Source organism: Pseudomonas sp. ADAK21, assembly GCF_012935735.1.
GTDB lineage: Bacteria > Pseudomonadota > Gammaproteobacteria > Pseudomonadales > Pseudomonadaceae > Aquipseudomonas > Aquipseudomonas proteolytica.
Map to the genome: position 1 here is coordinate 5,406,846 of NZ_CP052857.1, position 16,782 is coordinate 5,423,627.

At 62.5% G+C, this 16,782-nt stretch carries 14 protein-coding genes; 7 read left to right on the forward strand and 7 right to left on the reverse strand.

The genetic code is table 11. The features are described from left to right. The first annotated feature begins 39 nt into the window (after positions 1 to 39). Entirely contained in the window at positions 40 to 2,343 is a 2,304-nt protein-coding gene (locus HKK57_RS24210) for a tetratricopeptide repeat protein (protein WP_169390945.1), read from the forward strand. 21 nt (positions 2,344 to 2,364) lie between these two features. On the opposite strand, the gene HKK57_RS24215 is transcribed toward HKK57_RS24210, so the two are convergent. Beyond that, positions 2,365 to 2,859, reverse strand: a complete 495-nt coding sequence (locus HKK57_RS24215) for a DUF934 domain-containing protein (RefSeq protein WP_133714409.1) — start codon at positions 2,857 to 2,859, stop codon at positions 2,365 to 2,367. Continuing rightward, complete coding sequence (locus HKK57_RS24220; protein ID WP_169390946.1) at positions 2,856 to 4,526, reverse strand: nitrite/sulfite reductase; 1,671 nt, start codon at positions 4,524 to 4,526, stop codon at positions 2,856 to 2,858. Before HKK57_RS24220 ends, HKK57_RS24215 begins: the two co-directional genes overlap by 4 nt. Positions 4,527 to 4,765: 239 nt before the next feature. Here HKK57_RS24220 and ccoN point away from each other — a divergent pair, with 239 nt between their 5' ends. Together ccoN and HKK57_RS24230 are read left to right on the forward strand one after the other, a co-directional pair. Further along, entirely contained in the window at positions 4,766 to 6,193 is a 1,428-nt protein-coding gene (gene ccoN / locus HKK57_RS24225) for a cytochrome-c oxidase, cbb3-type subunit I (RefSeq protein WP_029294717.1), read from the forward strand. After that, on the forward strand, positions 6,193 to 6,414 hold the full coding sequence (locus tag HKK57_RS24230) for a hypothetical protein (RefSeq protein ID WP_029294716.1): 222 nt from the start codon (positions 6,193 to 6,195) through the stop codon (positions 6,412 to 6,414). Before ccoN ends, HKK57_RS24230 begins: the two co-directional genes overlap by 1 nt. Positions 6,415 to 6,595: 181 nt before the next feature. On the opposite strand, the gene HKK57_RS24235 is transcribed toward HKK57_RS24230, so the two are convergent. Further along, positions 6,596 to 7,090, reverse strand: a complete 495-nt coding sequence (locus HKK57_RS24235; protein ID WP_029294714.1) for a hypothetical protein — start codon at positions 7,088 to 7,090, stop codon at positions 6,596 to 6,598. Between the two features lie 119 nt (positions 7,091 to 7,209). Here HKK57_RS24235 and HKK57_RS24240 point away from each other — a divergent pair, with 119 nt between their 5' ends. Further along, positions 7,210 to 7,911, forward strand: coding sequence for an aspartate/glutamate racemase family protein (locus HKK57_RS24240; RefSeq protein WP_169390947.1), 702 nt, complete (start codon positions 7,210 to 7,212; stop codon positions 7,909 to 7,911). Here the strand turns inward: HKK57_RS24240 and HKK57_RS24245 are convergent. From HKK57_RS24245 to HKK57_RS24255, 3 genes are all read right to left on the reverse strand, one after another. Beyond that, positions 7,899 to 8,411 carry a GNAT family N-acetyltransferase gene (locus HKK57_RS24245; RefSeq protein ID WP_169390948.1) on the reverse strand — a complete coding sequence of 171 codons (513 nt, stop codon included), beginning with the start codon at positions 8,409 to 8,411 and terminating at the stop codon, positions 7,899 to 7,901. The two genes, HKK57_RS24240 and HKK57_RS24245, sit on opposite strands and share 13 nt — an antisense overlap. A 60-nt stretch (positions 8,412 to 8,471) precedes the next feature. Then, entirely contained in the window at positions 8,472 to 9,620 is a 1,149-nt protein-coding gene (locus tag HKK57_RS24250; protein ID WP_169390949.1) for a glycerate kinase, read from the reverse strand. 356 nt (positions 9,621 to 9,976) lie between these two features. Next, complete coding sequence (locus HKK57_RS24255) at positions 9,977 to 11,083, reverse strand: sugar diacid recognition domain-containing protein (protein ID WP_029294706.1); 1,107 nt, start codon at positions 11,081 to 11,083, stop codon at positions 9,977 to 9,979. A 170-nt stretch (positions 11,084 to 11,253) separates the two neighbouring features. Here HKK57_RS24255 and HKK57_RS24260 point away from each other — a divergent pair, with 170 nt between their 5' ends. Next, the gene (locus tag HKK57_RS24260) at positions 11,254 to 12,564 is read left to right on the forward strand and encodes an MFS transporter (RefSeq protein WP_029294704.1); all 1,311 of its coding nucleotides are present in this window, start codon (positions 11,254 to 11,256) and stop codon (positions 12,562 to 12,564) included. Between the two features lie 132 nt (positions 12,565 to 12,696). On the opposite strand, the gene HKK57_RS24265 is transcribed toward HKK57_RS24260, so the two are convergent. Beyond that, positions 12,697 to 13,401 (reverse strand): SDR family oxidoreductase, encoded by a 705-nt coding sequence (locus HKK57_RS24265; protein WP_169390950.1) that lies wholly within the window; start codon positions 13,399 to 13,401, stop codon positions 12,697 to 12,699. Positions 13,402 to 13,501: 100 nt separating this feature from the next. Here HKK57_RS24265 and HKK57_RS24270 point away from each other — a divergent pair, with 100 nt between their 5' ends. Further along, complete coding sequence (locus HKK57_RS24270; protein WP_029294700.1) at positions 13,502 to 14,404, forward strand: LysR family transcriptional regulator; 903 nt, start codon at positions 13,502 to 13,504, stop codon at positions 14,402 to 14,404. 233 nt (positions 14,405 to 14,637) lie between these two features. Beyond that, the gene (locus tag HKK57_RS24275) at positions 14,638 to 16,767 is read left to right on the forward strand and encodes a TonB-dependent receptor family protein (protein WP_237150431.1); all 2,130 of its coding nucleotides are present in this window, start codon (positions 14,638 to 14,640) and stop codon (positions 16,765 to 16,767) included. The last annotated feature ends 15 nt before the right edge of the window (positions 16,768 to 16,782 follow it).

Consider the following 16,782-nt stretch of genomic DNA (forward strand, 5'->3'; position numbering starts at 1 on the left):
ACGCCGTAGAGCGTCAATGCATCGGACATCGGAAGTCGCATGCCCAAGGTTAACCACCGTGATTCGCCCCGTCGTTATCTCTACCCACTGTTGATTGCCGTTGTGCTGCTGGCGATGGCCGGGATCTGGCTGCTCCTCCAGGCCAGTACGCCCAGGCTGCCGTTACCTGCGCCTGCACCTGTGGCAATAGCGGCCGAACCGGTGGCGATGCCACCTGCGCAAATGGTCGACGAGCAACAGTGCCAGGGTTGCCATCAACCCCAGGCCAAGGACTGGCAAGGTTCGCACCATCAACTGGCGATGCAGCAGGCGACACCTGCAACAGTACCGGCCGATTTCGATAATGCAGCGTTCCAGGGCGAAGGCGAGACCACCCGGTTCTTTCGTCGGGGCGATGAGTTCTGGGTCAACACCCCTGGCGACGACGGCAAGGCCATGGACTTCAAGGTCGCCTACACCTTCGGCATCGCGCCTTTGCAGCAATACCTGATCGACGTCGGCGATGGACGCTTACAGGCCCTGGGCGTGGCCTGGGATACCGAGAAAAACCGCTGGTTCCACCTCTATCCCGGCCAAGGCGTGAACTTCAAGAACCCACTGCACTGGAGCAAACCAAGCCAGAACGCCAATTTCATGTGCGTGGAATGCCACACCACCGGCTATAAGCGCAATTTCGATGCGGCCCGCAACACGTTCGACAGCCAATGGAACAGCCTCGGCGTCGGCTGCCAGGCTTGCCATGGCCCAGCGTCCAACCATGTGCAATGGGCGGCAAAAAAAGGTGACCTGCTGCATGCCGGTTTTGCCGTGGACTTGAAGAGCAAGGACGCCACTGTCGAACTCGAAACCTGCGCCCGCTGCCACGCCCGTCGCGCGCCGTTGGGTGACGGTTATACCGTGGGCAAGCGCCTGATGGACGACTATCTGCCCAGCACCCTCACCCGCGAACTGTATGCCCTGGACGGCAAGATCAAGGACGAGGTGTTTGAGCACGGCTCCTTCGCCCAAAGCAAGATGGCCGACAAAGGCGTACGTTGCACCGACTGCCACAACCCCCATAGCAACCAACTGAAGGCCCCCGGCAATGGCGTGTGCTTGCAATGCCACAACACGGCGGGCAAGGCTGCTGTTGCCTCGGTAGATGGCCGAGGCTTGCAGGCCAAGAACTACGAAGCACCGGAGCACACGCGCCATGTCGCCGGGCAGCCCGGGTCGTTTTGCGTCGATTGCCATATGCCCGGCAAGTTCTACATGGGCAATGACTTTCGTCATGACCACAGCTTCAGCATTCCCAACCCCGAGCGCGCCGCCAGGCTCGGTACGCCAGACGCCTGCCTGACCTGCCACCTGGGCAAGGCCGGCGACAGGGTCACGGCGCAGTTCAAACTGTGGGACCACAGCCAGGCACTCCAGGCCCCGCGCTACGATGAAAGCCTGGCGTTGATTCGCGGCGGCCAGCCAGGCGCCGCACAAGCGCTGTATGAGCAGTTGGCGCGCAACAATCTGCCGGCGATCCAACGCGCCACGCTGCTGGGCGAGTTGGTCAACTACCCGAGCGAACAGGCGCTGAAACTGGCGACCAAGGACCTGGGCAACCCTGCCCCGCAGGTGCGCGAAAGTGCGCTACGGGCGGTCAGCGCCTTTGTGCCTCCCGCCGAGCGCGTCACGCTGTATGGCCCCTTGCTCAAGGACCCGGTGCGTGCGGTACGCATCCTCGCTGCGCGGGATCTGCTCAGTGTCGCGGCGCAAGGCCTGGGGCCGGCCTGGGAGCAGGCCATCGGTGAGTACGAAAACGTGCAACTGAGCCTGCAGGAACGCGCTGAAGCCAACCTCAACCTGGCCATGCTGTACCAGGCCAGCGGCCGCGCCAACCAGGTCGAAGGCCAACTGCGCACCGCACTGCTGCGTGACCCGGACTTCTACCCCGCACTGGTAACCCTCGCGCAGTGGCTGGAGGCCAATGGCCGTGGCGAAGAGGCCCGGCGCCTGGTGGCCGATAACCTCAAGCAACATCCCGAGGCTGCGCTGCTGCAACACACCCAAGGTTTGATGCTGATTCGCCAGGGCAATACGCCATCGGCGCTGACGCACTTGCGCGAGGCGGCCCGCCTGGAGCCGGGCAACGGGCAGTACAGCTTTGTGCTGGCGGTGGCGTTGCACGACGGTGGCCAGATCGACAAGGCCTGCCAGCAGTTGGAAGAACTGCTCAAGCGCCAACCGTACAACCGTAATGCGCGTTTATCGCTGATCCAGTACTACCTGGAGAACGGCCAGGAACCGAAGGCGCAGGTGGTGATGCAGAGCTGGAAAAAACTCAATCGCGCCGACCCGGCACTAAAATAGCGAGTCGCCGGTGAGCAGGGGTTAGCGCCGGCGAAACAGCGGCCGCGGCTCAATCACCGAGCGGCCATAGCTCACACTCATGCCCGCCAGCCCCTTGAGCGCGTCAGCTGCCGATTTGTCCTCACGCACGGCAAACCCATCAAACCCGCACTGGCGCATATGGCTGAGCTGATCGCGCAGCACATCCCCCACCGCCCGCAACTCGCCCTGCCAGCCCATGCGCGTGCGCAGCAGGTAGGCCTGGCTGTAGGCGCGACCATCGCGAAAGCTGGGGAAATCCAGGGCAATCAGCGGCAATACCTCCAACCACGGCTGCAAGTGTTCCACTTCATCATCCGGGCCGAGCCACACTGCGTCGTGCGGCGGGTCTGGCGCAATGCGCCGGCTCAACCACAGGGCCAATGGCAGGATCAGGGCGCCCTCGGGCAACGGTGCTTCGGCGTCGCGCACCAACGTCCAGGGGTCATCGCGTTTGATTGCGGCCACCCCCTGTTCCAGGCTCAACAGATTGTTCATGCCGGTTGCACCATGGCGCCGTACACCCGCTCCTTGAACGGTTCCAGGCCGATACGTTGCACGGTGTCGATAAAGGGTTCGTCGCTTTCCCGGTAGCGAACGTAGGTGGCGATCAGGCGTGAAATCACATCAGGCACTTGTGCAGCGCTGAACGATGGACCTATCACCTTGCCCAACGCGCTGGCCTTGCCCTGGGCGCCCCCCAGGGTGATCTGGTACCACTCGCTGCCATTTTTATCGACACCCAGGATGCCGATATTGCCGATGTGGTGATGCCCGCAGGCATTGATGCAGCCTGAGATATTCAGGCTGATATCACCCAGGTCATGCAGGTAGTCAAGGTTGTCGAAGCGCTGCTGGATCGCCTGGGCGATGGGGATCGACTTGGCATTGGCCAACGCACAAAAGTCGCCCCCAGGGCAGGCGATGATATCGGTCAGCAAGCCGACATTGGCACTGCCCAAACCCTGCGCACAGGCCAGGGACCACAAGGCATGCAGCCGCGCCTTGGGCACATCCGGCAGCACGATATTCTGTTCATGGGCGATGCGGATTTCGCCAAAGCCGAACTGCTCGGCCCACTGGGCCACCGCATCCATCTGCGCGGCGGTCACGTCGCCAGGCGGCGCGGCAATTCCAGGTTTGGTGGACAGCACCACACTGCTATAACCCGGCACTTTGTGGGGCTGCACATTACGCGTCACCCAACGTGCGAACGCCGGGCTGTCAGCCATCTGCGTGCCATAGTCCAGGTCGGTATCGGGCAGTGCCTGATAGGGCGGTGGCACAAAGGCTGCGGCCACGCGCTGGTACTCGTCCGTGGTCAGTTGCGCCGGACCGTCGCGCAGGTGCTGCCACTCCTCTTCCACTTCCCGGGAAAACGCCTCGATGCCCAGGGCCTTGACCAGGATCTTGATCCGCGCCTTGTACTTGTTATCGCGTCGGCCATGGCGGTTATACACCCGCAGCACCGCCTCGACATAAGACAGCAGGTGCTGCCAGGGCAAGCCATCGCGAATCTGCAACCCGAGGATCGGCGTGCGCCCAAGGCCACCGCCTACCAGCACGCGCAACAGCATCTGGCCGTCGGTATCCGGATAAAGATAGAGACCGATGTCATGCATCATGATCGCCGCCCGGTCCTGGTGTGCCGAACAGATGGCGATCTTGAACTTGCGCGGCAAGAACAGGAATTCGGGGTTGATGGTCGACCATTGCCGCAGGATTTCCGCGAGCGGGCGCGGGTCCAGCAGCTCGTCGGCGGCCACCCCGGCAAAGGCTTCGGTGGTGATGTTGCGCACGCAATTGCCGGAAGTCTGGATCGCATGCATGTCGACTTCGGCCAGGCGCTGCAGGATGTCGGGCACCTGCTGTAGCTCGATCCAGTTGAACTGCATGTTCTGGCGCGTGGTGAAGTGGCCGTAGCCGCGATCGTAATCCCGGGCAATGCTCGCCAGGGTGCGCAGCTGCTGTGCACCGAGGGTGCCGTAGGGAATCGCCACACGCAGCATGTACGCATGTTTTTGCAGGTACAGGCCGTTTTGCAGGCGCAGCGGCAGGAATTCTTCTTCGCTCAAGTCGCCAGCGATAAACCGTTCGACCTGATCACGGAATTGCGCCACACGCTCGAATACCAGCGCCCGGTCGTACTCATCGTACCGATACATCTCGCTACCTCATCATGGCTGACCGCGCTCGACGGCAGCGGTTTCTATGGGGGCGACTATGCACCTACAGCTCAAGACGTCACAGATTCAGCTAAAAACTAAAAAACCATATCAGCCGTGGAATACCCCATGTTTTCAGGGATGGATTCTGATCCGTATTAATGTAGTTTTTCTGAGCCTGTTTTGTTTTTCATGGATTTCCTACAGTGCCCGGGACTTGAAACCGTGGAAGACTGACCATGAGCACAGCATCAACCGGGCAGGCCTATAACTATAAGGTTGTCCGTCAATTCGTCATCGCTACCGTGGTATGGGGCGTTATCGGCATGGCCATGGGGGTGTGGATCGCCTCGCAACTGGTGTGGCCGGACATGAACCTGGACCTGCCCTGGACCACGTTCGGCCGGTTACGACCGCTGCACACCAGCCTGGTGATTTTCGGCTTTGCCGGCAGCGCGCAATTTGCCGCCAGTTACTACGCGGTACAGCGCACCTGCCAGGTGCGCCTGTACTCCGATTGGCTCGCCGCCTTCACGTTCTGGGGTTGGCAGTCGGTGATCGTGATCATGCTGGTCACCCTGCCCCTGGGCTACACCACCACCAAGGAATACGCCGAGATCGAGTTCTCCGGTGCGGTGTGGATGACCGTGGTGTGGGTGGCCTATGCGATTGTGTTCTTCACCACCGTGGTACAGCGCAAGACCCAGCACATCTATGTCGGCAACTGGTTCTTCGGCGCGTTTATCGTGGTGATCGCCATGCTGCACGTGGTCAACCACCTGTCGATCCCGGTGGACTGGTTCAAGTCCTATCCGGTGTATTCCGGCGCCACCGACGCCATGGTGCAGTGGTGGTACGGGCATAACGCGGTGGGCTTCTTCCTGACCACCGGGTTCCTGGGGATGATGTATTACTTCGTGCCCAAGCAGGTCGGGCGGCCGGTGTATTCCTATCGCCTGTCCATCGTGCACTTCTGGGCGTTGATCACCCTGTATATCTGGGCCGGCCCTCACCACCTGCACTACACCGCGCTGCCAGACTGGGCGCAGTCGCTGGGCATGGCTATGTCGCTGATCCTGCTGGCACCCAGCTGGGGCGGGATGATCAACGGCATGATGACCCTCTCGGGCGCGTGGCATAAATTGCGCACCGACCCGATCCTGCGGTTCTTGGTGTTGTCGCTGGCGTTCTACGGCATGTCGACCTTTGAAGGGCCGATGATGGCGATCAAGACGGTCAACGCCCTGTCCCACTACACCGACTGGACCATCGGCCACGTACACGCCGGCGCCCTGGGCTGGGTGGCGATGATCACCTTTGGCTCGCTGTACCACATGATCCCCAAAGTCTTCGGCCGCGAGCAGATGTACAGCGTGCCGCTGATCAACCTGCACTTCTGGCTGGCCACCATCGGCACGGTGCTGTACATCGCCTCGATGTGGGTCAACGGCATCACTCAAGGCCTGATGTGGCGGGCGGTCAACGACGATGGCACCCTCACCTACTCCTTCGTCGAAGCGTTGCAGGCCAGCCACCCGGGGTTTGTCGTACGGTTTGCCGGGGGCGTGTTCTTCCTCGGCGGCATGTTGCTGATGGCCTACAACACCTGGCGCACCGTGCGCGTCGCGGACTTGAAGGTGGCGCACCGTGATGCGCAGATCGCCTGATGTGGGAGATCATCCTCAACCTGGCGGCGGTCATCTGCCTATATGGCACCGTGGAATATTGCCTTCGGGACCAGTCGGGGGAAGCCTTGGATGAGGCCAGTCTGATTCCGTTTGCCGACGACCCGGAAGTGGCACGCCGGGTGGAATTGGCGACGGGCAAACAGGTCAAGGCGGTGGCGCCTGAGGAGGCCAAGCCGGGTTGGGGCAACGTAGAGGTCTGAAGGCCTGAAGGCCTGTTGAGCTTTGTGTGGGAGCGGGCTTGTGTGGGAGCGGGCTTGTGTGGGAGCGGGCTTGCCCGCGATGACGGTGTGTCAGTCAAGTATTCCTAACCTGACACACCGCCTTCGCGGGCAAGCCCGCTCCCACATAAAGCCCCTCCCCAGCGCCCAGATTTGCTTGGGATCAGCCGCGTTCGCGAGGAATCAGGCTCTGCAACTGCAAGGCCAGGAAATTGGCATCGAAGGTGAAGGTATCCGGGTCTTTCAAGCCATTGGTTTTTTTCCATAGCCAGTCGTCAGACCCCGGCAGCAGCACGAGGGAAATGCTGCCGTAGCGGGCCGCCGTCAGCCCAATGACCGACAACGAAATCAAGCCACCCGCCCCCATCACATCCGGTACGAACTCCACCGGCTTGCCAGCAATATGAATGGTCAACTTCTCAGTCTTGAACGTCGAAGTCTCCACCGGCACGCTCGGCCCGGACGCCACATAGGCCTCACGCTGCACCTGCAGTAAACCGTCGCTCTTGACCGGCGCCAGCCATTGCTCGATATGACCGTACAGCTCGGTGATTTTCTGGGTCCAGTGGGCTGACTGCACCTCGAACTGTTGGCGCTTGTGCGCTTCGCTGTCGGCGTAATGACGAAGCATCTCGCCCAGTTGCTGTACATCGTCCATTGCGGTGTTCCTCGGGGACTGCAAACAACGATCATGGCAGATGCAGCCACCGCGCGTATGACTAACGCTCGCGGGTTGAGTAAGGTGTGGCTTTCGCCCAACAGCTTGGAGAGTTTCGCATGCGCACCATCGGCCTTATCGGCGGCATGAGCTGGGAGTCCAGCGCCGAGTACTACCGGATCATCAACCAGCAGGTCCGCGACCGATTGGGGCCATTGCGCTCGGCACAAATGCTGCTGTACAGCGTCGACTTCGGTCCGGTGGAACAAGCCCAGCACGCCGGGCGCTGGGATGACGCGGCGCTGATCCTGCAAGACGCCGCACGTCGTCTGCAAGCGGGTGGCGCCGACTGCATCGTGCTGTGTACCAACACCATGCATTTGGTCGCACCGCAGATCGAAGCGGCCGTGTCGGTGCCGTTCCTGCACATTGCGGATGCGGCGGGCGCGGCGGCGGTCAAGGCCAATACCCTGACCGTCGGCCTGCTGGGCACGGCGTTTACCATGGAACAGGACTTTCTCAAGGCGCGCCTGGCGGCCCAGGGCTTGAACGTACTGGTGCCCGACGCGCAAGAACGCCGCGCCGTGCACCGGATCATCTATGAAGAGTTGTGCGTCGGGGTCATCAGCGAGGCGTCACGCCAGGTTTACCAACAGGCCATCGCGAACCTCGCGGCCCGTGGCGCCCAGGCAATTATCCTGGGGTGTACCGAGATTGGCCTGTTGATCAAGCCCGAGCACAGCGACCTACCCTTGCTCGACACCACCGAGCTGCATGCGCAGGCTGCGGTGGCGTTTGCCCTGGGGGATCAGGCGGTCTGACGCAGGCGGGCCATGCTCAGGGCATCGACCAATACGCCGTCACGCACGGCGTAATCGCGCAACCGGCCTTCGGTCTCGAAACCGAACTTGCGGTACAGCGCGTGGGCCGGCTCATTGTCGACATACACCGTCAGCTCCACCCGGTGCAGGTTCATCCAGTTGTCAGCCACCTCCAGCGCCGCACCCAATAACTGGCTGCCCACGCCCTGGCCCTGCCAGGCCACTGCCACCCCCATGCCGATGCTGCCGACATGGCTCTGGCGACTGCGCGCATATTGCTCCAGGGTGCAACTGCCAATCACCTCGCCTGTGTGCACCGCCACCAGCCTGAGCAGTCGCTCATTGGTATCGGCCAGGCGCTTGCGCCAGATTTCCAGTGACTGGAAAGGCATCTGCAGCACCTGACGGCACACGGCCGGGTCGTTGTAGAGCGCGTGCATGCCTTCGAGATGGCTTTCGGCAAAGCGCTGGATCACGATCTTGCTGTCAGGTACAGGCATTGTGTTTCATCCTTTGAAAGACAAGTGGCCGATCAGTGTAGGGGCCGGCGACAAGCGCTGTCATCCGCGACTGCGTTGTGCACCCAGCCGCCACACCCGTGCAATATCCGCCGCCCGTTCACGCAACAGCCTCGGCGCTTCGCTGCAGGCCTGCTCCAGGCTCATCGGCCCACCTGGCAAGGCGAACGCGGCGTCGACGCCATGGGCGTACATTTGCTCGTAGCCCTCGCCCAGCGTCCCGGCGATCACAATCACGGGAACGCCGTGCTGCTTGGCCACCCGTGCCACGCCAAACGGGGTTTTGCCGCGCAGGGTCTGGGCGTCGAAGCGGCCTTCGCCGGTGATGACCAGGTCGGCGCCGCGTACCGCATCTTCCAGGCCCACCAATTCGGCGACCACGTCCACACCCGCGCGAAACTGCGCACCGAGGAAGGCTTTGGCAGCAAAGCCCAGGCCCCCCGCGGCGCCGCTGCCCGGCTCGTCGCGCACGTCCCGGGGCAACACCTCGGCGCAGTGGTCGGCGAAGTGTCCCAGGGCCTGGTCCAGTTGCTCGACATGGCGTGCAGTGGCGCCTTTTTGCGGGCCGAAAATCGCCGAGGCGCCGTGGGGGCCGCACAGGGGGTTGTTGACGTCAGCGGCGATCTCGAAGCGCACCTGGGCCAGCCGCGAATCCATCGATTCAAGATTGATGCGAGCCAACTGCGCCAGGACCAGGCCGCCGCGCGCCAGCGTTGCGCCTTGGGCGTCGAGCAGTTGCACGCCAAGGGCCTGCATGGCACCGGCGCCGCCGTCATTGGTGGCGCTGCCGCCAATCGCCAGGATGATCCGCTGGGCCCCGGCATCCAGGGCGGCGCGGATCAGCTCACCGGTGCCGAAGGTGCTGCTGGAACAGGCATCGCGCTGCCCCGGCGGGACCAGTTGCAAGCCGCTGGCTTCGGCCATCTCGATGATTGCCGTGGCACTCTCGGCCAACCAGCCCCAGCGGGCCTCAACGGTCCCGCCCAACGGACCTTGCACGGTGCAACTGCGCAATTGGCCATGGCAGGCGGCGAGTACCGACTCCACCGTGCCCTCACCACCGTCCGCCATCGGGCACTTGATCAGCTCGGCATCGGGCCAGACCTGGGCCAACCCTTGGGCAATGGCCTGGGCTACGCCTTCGGCACTCAGGCTGTCCTTGAACGAGTCGGGGGCGATGATGACTTTCATGGGCTTTCTCCGGTTTTTATGACACCCATGCTGCCAGCTGGCACCGGCAATGACGCCTGTCCGATGCACAAGCGTGGCTGGGGTTTATTGTTCATTTGGACAAAACCTGCACAAACCATGGCTAACCTTTGGCCAGTAAGCTTACCTGTGGCCAGCGGCCTTGCTTGTGGCCAGGGAGCTTGCTTGTGGCGAGCGGGCTTGCCCCGCGCTGGGCTGCGTAGCAGCCCAAATAAGCCCACCGAGTTTTACCAGGTAGTCCGAGGGTGCAGGGTTTGGGGCTGCTGCGCAGCCCAGCGCGGGGCAAGCCCGCTCGCCACAGCCATATCCATAGCCATATCCATAGCCGCAGCCAAGGATCAGAGGTGCGGGCCTTGGGGCAGCAGTTGCACCCCCAGGTACAGTGCAAGCATGCCATCCAGGGTCAAGGGGTCGACACCACTCAACTCGGCAATGCGTTCCATGCGGTAGCGCAGGCTGTTGCGGTGGATGCCCAAGGCGTCGGCGCAGGCCTGGCTTTGTCCGTCGTGCTCGCACCAACTGCGCAGCGTGGCCTGCAACTGGCCGTTGCTGTCCTTGGCCAGGACCTTGCGCAACGGGTTGAGTAACTCGTCCAGCGCATCGTCGTTGCGATGACGCCAGAGCATCACTGGCAACCGGTAGCGATTGAGGGTCAGCAGGCGCGACTGGGGTAGCACGTCGCGGCCATAGGCGAGCAAGTCCGCCACGCGACGATAACAGCGGCGCAAGCCCGTCAATCCATCGGCCTGACCACCCACGGCTACCCGCAAGACGTTCCAGCCCGAGGCATCGAGCTTTTCCAGCAGGCGCGGGTTGTCGATCGGCACCGTCGCAGGGCGACACCACAGCAACGAAAACTGCGCGGAGCTGACGCACCAGCTGTCCGGGTAACGCGATGCCAGCCAGGCCGCCAGGGCTTCGGCGCTCTGGCCGGGGCCCAGTTCAAACAGATAGGGGGTGCGCGGCAACTGCGGCTTGAGCCCCAGTTGCTGGGCCTCATCCACCAGGCGCGGTGATTCGCCACTGTCGGCCAGCAGCAACGCCAGCAGATCATCACAGCGTTGGCGCCGCCACTGTTGCTCGGCCTGTTGATGGCGCTGGCTGACCAGCATCTCGGCGGTCATGCGCACCAGCTCGGCATAGGTGCGCAGCAGCTGCGGTTCACCACTGATGCCCAGCACTCCGATCAGGCGCTGGTCATGCAGCAACGGCAGGTTGATCCCCGGCGCCACGCCCTTGAGATGCTTGGCGGTCTGGCTGTCGATTTCCACCACGCGACCGTTGGCCAACACCAATTGCGCGCCTTCATGGCGGGTATTGATCCGCTCCGGCTCGCCGCTGCCGAGGATCAGGCCCTGGCTGTCCATGACGTTGACGTTATAGGGCAAAATGGCCATCGTGCGATTGACGATATCCTGCGCCAGGTCATGATCGAGTTCGAACATGGGGCTAAATTCCTTGAAAGCGCTGCATTAAGCGATTGTTCAAAGGCACAGCGCAATGGATCGATCGCTGTGCGGGGGCACAAAGACACGGCACCGTCCCGTGACCGAGACTCTTGGGGCGATCAACGTTACCCTCGCATCGCGAAAAATCATAATAAAGAGAGAACGCCATGTCACAGAGCGCCGCCGCTACCCAGGCCAACGATGACGACAAAAACGCCGTCTACAAGCGCATCACCCTGCGCCTGATCCCCTTCATTTTCATCTGCTATCTGTTCAACTACCTGGACCGCGTCAACGTCGGCTTTGCCAAGCTGCAGATGCTCGACGCCTTGAAGTTCAGCGAAACCGTGTATGGCCTCGGTGCCGGGATTTTCTTTATCGGCTACGTGCTGTGCGGCGTACCAAGCAACCTGGCGCTAACCAAGTTCGGGCCACGGCGCTGGATTGCGCTGATGATGATCACCTGGGGCACTCTGTCCACCTGCCTGTTGTTTGTCACCACACCGACGCACTTCTACACCTTGCGCCTGTTTACCGGTGCCGCCGAAGCGGGCTTCTTCCCGGGGGTGGTGCTGTACCTCTCGCAGTGGTTCCCGACCTTCCGCCGCGGGCGGATCATGGCACTGTTCATGTCGGCGATCCCGGTGTCGGGCCTGCTCGGCAGCCCGTTCTCCGGCTGGATCCTCAACCACTTCGCGGCCGGCCAGGGTGGCCTCGCGGGCTGGCAGTGGATGTTCCTGCTGCAAGGTGTGCCGACGGTCATCCTCGGTGCCCTCGCCTACTTCCTGCTCAGCGACAGTTTTGCCAATGCCAAGTGGCTGACCGCCCATGAGCGCGCGGTGCTCGAGGCCGACCAGGCCACCGACCTGGCCAACAAGCCCAAGACCACCACAGATTCGCTGCTGGAAGTGTTCAAGAACCCGGCGATCTGGGCCTTTGGCCTGATCTACTTCTGCATTCAGAGCGGCGTGTACGCCATCAACTTCTGGCTGCCGTCGATCATCAAGAACATGGGCTTTAGCGATAACCTGGTAATTGGCTGGCTCAGTGCGATTCCCTACCTGCTGGCTGCGGTGTTCATGCTGGTAGTGGGCCGCTCTGCCGACCTGCGCAAGGAGCGACGTTGGCATTTGGTGGTGCCGATGCTGATGGGCGCTGTCGGCCTGATCATCGCAGTAAACTTCGCCACCACCCCGGCCATTGCCATCCTCGGCCTGACCATCGCCACCATGGGCGCCCTCACCGGCCTGCCGATGTTCTGGCCGGTGCCCACCGCCATGCTCAGCGCCGGCGCAGCAGCGGGAGGCCTGGCGTTGATCAACTCCATGGGCCAGATGGCGGGCTTCCTGAGCCCGTATGTGGTGGGTTTTGTGAAGGATGCCACCGGCTCAACCGACCTGGCGTTGTACTTGCTGGCAGCGGTGATTGTCGCGGGTAGCGTGCTGGCGTTGCGCATGACCCGCACCCTGAAGGCCTGACACGCTCAAAAACATGTAGGAGCGGGCTTGCCCGCGATAGCGGTGGATCAGTCAGCCTATCAATTGACTGATGCGCCGCCATCGCGGGCAAGCCCGCTCCCACACAAGCCCGCCTCCACATGGGTTCGGTGTCTACAGCAAACCGCCGCCGTCGATATCGATCACGCTGCCGGTGATAAAGCCGTTTTCCATGGCCATCAAATATCCCGCCGCCACCTCATCCGCCTGCCCCACACGCCCCACCGGCAACGCGCCGCCGACCTTGGTGAACATCCCCTGGCGCTGCTCCTCGGACAAACCTGCATATGCCGGCGTATCAATCACCCCTGGGCTGACCAAATTGACTCGCCGTGGCGCCAACTCCTTGGCCAACTGCTTGCCCAGTGCCTCGGTCGCGGCATTGATGCCGACCTTGATAAATTGCCCCGGCGCCAACTTGCGCCCCAACTGCCCCGAGGTCAGGACGATGCTGGCGCGCTCATCGAGAAATGGCAGGGCCTGCTGGATCGCGCGCAGGGCCCCCCAGAGTTTTACATTGAAATTGTCCTGGGCCAGTTGCAGGTCGCTGTCCTGCAGGGGCTTGGCCTGCACCGAGGGGCCGGCGGTAAAGACCAGGTGATCAACGCGCCCCACGCTCTCGAACAAGCGTTGCAGGGTGCTGCTGTCAGTGACGTCTACCGGCTCGCTGCGCACACCGTTGTCGACCGCCGACGCCAAGCGCCGCCCGGCCAGTACCACCTGCGCGCCCCGCGCTGCCGCCTGCCGGGCCACCGCCGCACCGATGCCGCTGCTGCCGCCAATCACCACCACGGTTTTGCCCTTGAGGGAAGATGTCATGGGAACTGCCTCGTCCTGAAAAATGAGCGTTCATCTTCCCAGCTTGGCAATCACGGAAAAATCCCGGTAAAACGACAGGATCTTTAAAGGATTTTTACTAATGAGCTCGATCCTCGACCTGGAAGTGTTTGTGCGCACCGCCGACAGTGGCAGCCTCTCGGCGGCCGCCCGCAGCCTGAGCCTGACCCCAGCCGCTGCGAGTATCGCCCTCAAGCGCCTGGAAACCCGCCTGGGCATGCGCCTGCTGGCCCGCTCCACGCGCAGCATGCGCCTCACCGAAGAAGGCCGGCGCTACCTGGACAGCGTACGGGTGGCCCTGGAAGCCCTGGCGGAAGGCGAGCAGGCGATCAAGCAACACGGCCAGAGCCTCAGCGGCTTGCTGCAACTGTCCGCGCCCTCGGATTTCGGGCGCAATGTGCTGCTGGGCTGGCTGGATGCGTTCAAGCGGGAACACCCCGCTATCCGCCTGCAGTTGTTGCTCAACGACAGTAACGCCGACCTGTTCCGTGAAACCGTCGACATTGCCCTGCGCTTTGGCGTGCCACGGGATTCGAGCCTGGTGGCGCTGCCGGTGGTTGCCGATCACCGCCGTATCGCCTGCGCCAGCCCCACGTACCTGGCGCGCCACGGCACACCCCAGGTGCCGGCCGAACTGGCGCAGCACAGCACCCTGCGCTACATGCGCCAGGGTCGGGCCAATAGCACCTGGTATTTTCGCCAGGGCACTTTGCTCGAGGAGGTCGAGGTGGGTGGCGATTACCTGAGCGACGACGGGGAAATCGTCCGGCGCTGGGCCCTGGCTGGCCACGGCATCGCCTACAAGGCCAACCTGGATGTGGCCGGCGATATCAAGGCCGGGCGCCTGGTGCCATTGTTCAGCCAATGGCAAGGCGAACCCACGCCCTTCAACCTCATGTGCCCGCACCGCCTGCAAGTGTCGGAGCGGGTCAAAGTCCTGCATCGTTTTCTACAGGTGCGCTGTGCCGAGTTGCTCGGCGAATGATCTAACCTCATAACCAAAACCGCTCTAACACGGGCTCTCCAGTACTGTTCAAAATCGAACAGTGGTTCAACACAGGTGTCGTTTTTTGGCATAAGCGACCCGCTGATTAAAACCAAATACCCCACAAAAACCCGCTTTGGCTCTTGGCATGCTTTCTGCTCTATCCCTGCCAGAGATTGACTATACGAATAGAAACTCGCCTCCACTCGTAGCCAATCACAGGGAATGCACAATTGAAGTTGATCTCAAGGCCTCTGCCTCAATTCTCCTCCAGCTCGTTTAAAACCGTCAGTGCCCTGACCTTGATCCTCGCCTCCCAATGGGCCCACGCCGAGGATTCGCGCCTGCAGACCGTAACGGTGCAGGCGAGCAAGGTCACCGCCAGCGAAGAAGCCCAGCTCAAGCTCGACGAGGTGGCCGGCGGCGTCAGCCTGGTCAAGGCCGCCGATGTCGAACGCGGCCGCTCGGCGACCCTGGAAGACACCCTCGCCTATCAGCCCGGTGTGTACGCGCAGTCGGCGGGCGGCAACGATGCCATCAAGATTTCCATACGCGGCTCCGGGGCCAATACCTCCCCTGGGTACTTTCGCGAAGGCACCAAGTTCCTGTTCGACGGCCTGGCCCTGACCGGCTCCGGCGGCACGCCTTATGAGCTGCTGGAAACCCAGGGCCTGGACTACACCGAAGTACTGCGCGGGGCCAATGCCTTCCAGTACGGCGCGCTGTCGCTGGGTGGCGCGATCAATATGGTGACCCACTCTGGCCTGACTGCACCGGGCAATCACGCACGCTTGGAGGCCGGCAGCTTTGGCTGGCGCAAGCAGCAACTGAGCACCGGCGGCGTGGTGGGCAATGGTGACTACTACGTCAGCCTGAGCAACTCCGAACGCGACGGTTACCAGGACTGGACCTTCACCAAGGCCAAGGGCGTGGTCACCAACTTCGGCTACCGCTTCAACCCCAAGCTGGAAACCCGGCTGTTCGTACGCTACCGCGAGGAATACCACGAAAGCTCCGGCACCCTGACCAAGGCCCAGCTCAAGCACAACTCGTCGCGAACCAACCCGGTGGCCCTGGCCAGCCGCGATGATTCGACCAAGCGCGGGTCGACCTGGGTCGGCAGCAAGACCACCTATACCTTCGACGATGACGCGACCCTGGATTTTGGCCTGGTCTATCACAACTATCCGCAGGTGCTGTACCGCAAGAGCACGGTCAACCCCAACTACTGGGACTGGCGCGACCTGAACCTGTCGCTGACCTACAACCGCAGCGACCAGATCCAGGGCCATACCAGCAATACGTCCCTGAGCCTGACCAGCACCCAGCACCTGCAGGCCGGGGTCAAGACCTACAACGGCAACCCCGCCTCCAGCACCTACGGCGCCCTGCAGAAACAGGCGCGCTACACCGGCTCGTTCGACCGCGTGTTTGCCGCCGGCAACGACCTGCAACTGACCGATCGCCTGTGGTTGTCCACCGGGCTGTCGCTGAGCCAGATCAAGCGCGATATCGAAGTGCTTTACTCGGACCGCGCCAATACGTCGCCCTACCCTGACCACTACGACTACGACAGTTGGAACGTCGCGCCGCGCCTGGGCTTGCGCTATGAAATCACGCCCAACTTCCAGGTGTTCGGCAACGTCAGCCGCTCCATCGACCCGCCCAGCAGTTGGTCGTCTTCAGGCTCTGGGGTGGCCAGCAACTACGCCAAGACACTCACCGAGCAGAAGGCCAATACCGTTGAGTTTGGCGTGCGCGGCAAAGCCGGGATTTTCGACGGCAGCCTGGGGGTGTACCGCTCGTGGATCAAGGATGAACTGCTCACCGTCGAGGTGATACCGGCCACCAACACCAGCGCGGCGGTCAACTCCACCTCCAACGCCAGCCCGACCATCCACCAGGGCGTCGAAGCCGGCCTGGATACCGAGCTGTGGCACAGCGCGCGCGGCGAAACAGTCAGCCTGCGCCAGGCCTACACCCTCAATGACTTCTACTACCGCAACGACGCACGCTTTGGCTCCAACGAGCTGCCGGGGCTGCCCAAGCACGTGTACCAGGCCGAGCTGCAATACCGCCATCCCGATGGGTTCTATGCCGGGGTCAATGTGCGCTCGGTATCGAGTACCGCCGTGGACTACGCCAACACCCTGTATGCGCCCTCCTACACGATCTTCGGCGCCAAGCTGGGGTACGAAGCCCCAAGCAAGAAATGGCAGGTGTACCTGGACGTGAAAAACCTCACCGACCAGAACTACGTTACCGCCATCCAGCCGATCTACGACGCCCAGGGCAAGGACGTTGCCGCGCTGTATCCAGGGGACGGCTTTGGTGCCTTCACCGGTGTGGCGTTCAACTTCTAAGGTGGGAGCCTTCAC

Bases quoted from the DNA above. Each gene is read 5' to 3' on its own strand.
- HKK57_RS24240 (WP_169390947.1), top strand. From the start codon at position 7,210: ATGCGCACCATCGGCCTTATCGGCGGCATGAGCTGGGAGTCCAGCGCC.
- HKK57_RS24270 (WP_029294700.1), top strand. From the start codon at position 13,502: ATGAGCTCGATCCTCGACCTGGAAGTGTTTGTGCGCACCGCCGACAGT.
- HKK57_RS24210 (WP_169390945.1), top strand. From the start codon at position 40: ATGCCCAAGGTTAACCACCGTGATTCGCCCCGTCGTTATCTCTACCCA.
- HKK57_RS24220 (WP_169390946.1), bottom strand. From the start codon at position 4,526: ATGTATCGGTACGATGAGTACGACCGGGCGCTGGTATTCGAGCGTGTG.
- HKK57_RS24235 (WP_029294714.1), bottom strand. From the start codon at position 7,090: ATGGACGATGTACAGCAACTGGGCGAGATGCTTCGTCATTACGCCGAC.
- HKK57_RS24245 (WP_169390948.1), bottom strand. From the start codon at position 8,411: ATGCCTGTACCTGACAGCAAGATCGTGATCCAGCGCTTTGCCGAAAGC.
- HKK57_RS24215 (WP_133714409.1), bottom strand. From the start codon at position 2,859: ATGAACAATCTGTTGAGCCTGGAACAGGGGGTGGCCGCAATCAAACGC.
- ccoN (WP_029294717.1), top strand. From the start codon at position 4,766: ATGAGCACAGCATCAACCGGGCAGGCCTATAACTATAAGGTTGTCCGT.
- HKK57_RS24265 (WP_169390950.1), bottom strand. From the start codon at position 13,401: ATGACATCTTCCCTCAAGGGCAAAACCGTGGTGGTGATTGGCGGCAGC.
- HKK57_RS24250 (WP_169390949.1), bottom strand. From the start codon at position 9,620: ATGAAAGTCATCATCGCCCCCGACTCGTTCAAGGACAGCCTGAGTGCC.
- HKK57_RS24230 (WP_029294716.1), top strand. From the start codon at position 6,193: ATGTGGGAGATCATCCTCAACCTGGCGGCGGTCATCTGCCTATATGGC.
- HKK57_RS24255 (WP_029294706.1), bottom strand. From the start codon at position 11,083: ATGTTCGAACTCGATCATGACCTGGCGCAGGATATCGTCAATCGCACG.
- HKK57_RS24260 (WP_029294704.1), top strand. From the start codon at position 11,254: ATGTCACAGAGCGCCGCCGCTACCCAGGCCAACGATGACGACAAAAAC.